Origin of the sequence: Acidisphaera rubrifaciens HS-AP3, assembly GCF_000964365.1 — a bacterium.
Classification (GTDB): domain Bacteria; phylum Pseudomonadota; class Alphaproteobacteria; order Acetobacterales; family Acetobacteraceae; genus Acidisphaera; species Acidisphaera rubrifaciens.
The window spans coordinates 1-523 of the sequence record NZ_BANB01000420.1 but is presented as its reverse complement, the minus strand read 5'-3'; the positions used below and the strand labels follow the sequence as shown (position 1 = coordinate 523).

The window sequence follows — 523 nt, the reverse complement described above, 5'->3', positions numbered from 1 at the left end:
CGGACGCGCTTCTCAGCGACGACGCGGAGGATGCCTGATCGCGGCGGCTTGATCCGCTCCCCGTTTGGGGCTACTGCACCCGCCGCCCCGGAGCCCAGGTAGCTCAGTTGGTAGAGCATGCGACTGAAAATCGCAGTGTCGGTGGTTCGATTCCGCCCCTGGGCACCATCTGCCCGAAACTTCCATAGCCACACTTAGCCCGGCTCTGCTTCACTGCCACGCAGATGAGCATTTTTGCTGGTGACGCCGATGGCCCAGATGGCGGTTACGGTCTTGTTGGAGGCGGATTACGCGCTGATACGGTCGAAGATCCCTGGTCTTCCGGACCAATTCAAGAAATGGGAGTTTCAGACGTGGCAAACAAAAGCAAGAATCGAGGGTGGAGGCCATGTCGCCGACGAAATTACCGTCACTTTGGATGATGTGGTAAGCAATCGAATCACCACCATTGATGGATTGGAAAGCTTTGCTCGGCAGAAACTCATGAGCCGCTAGAGCGGTAGCCGATCAGTCTGGATCGTAG

At 57.2% G+C, this 523-nt stretch carries 1 protein-coding gene and 1 tRNA gene; both read left to right on the top strand.

What is annotated here, in order from left to right; translation table 11 throughout:
• Nucleotides 1–92 precede the first annotated feature (92 nt).
• Nucleotides 93–168: transfer RNA gene (locus B8460_RS12240), tRNA-Phe, on the top strand.
• 66 nt (nucleotides 169–234) lie between these two features.
• Entirely contained in the window at nucleotides 235–495 is a 261-nt protein-coding gene (locus tag B8460_RS20980) for a hypothetical protein (protein WP_148360574.1), read from the top strand.
• Nucleotides 496–523 lie beyond the last annotated feature (28 nt).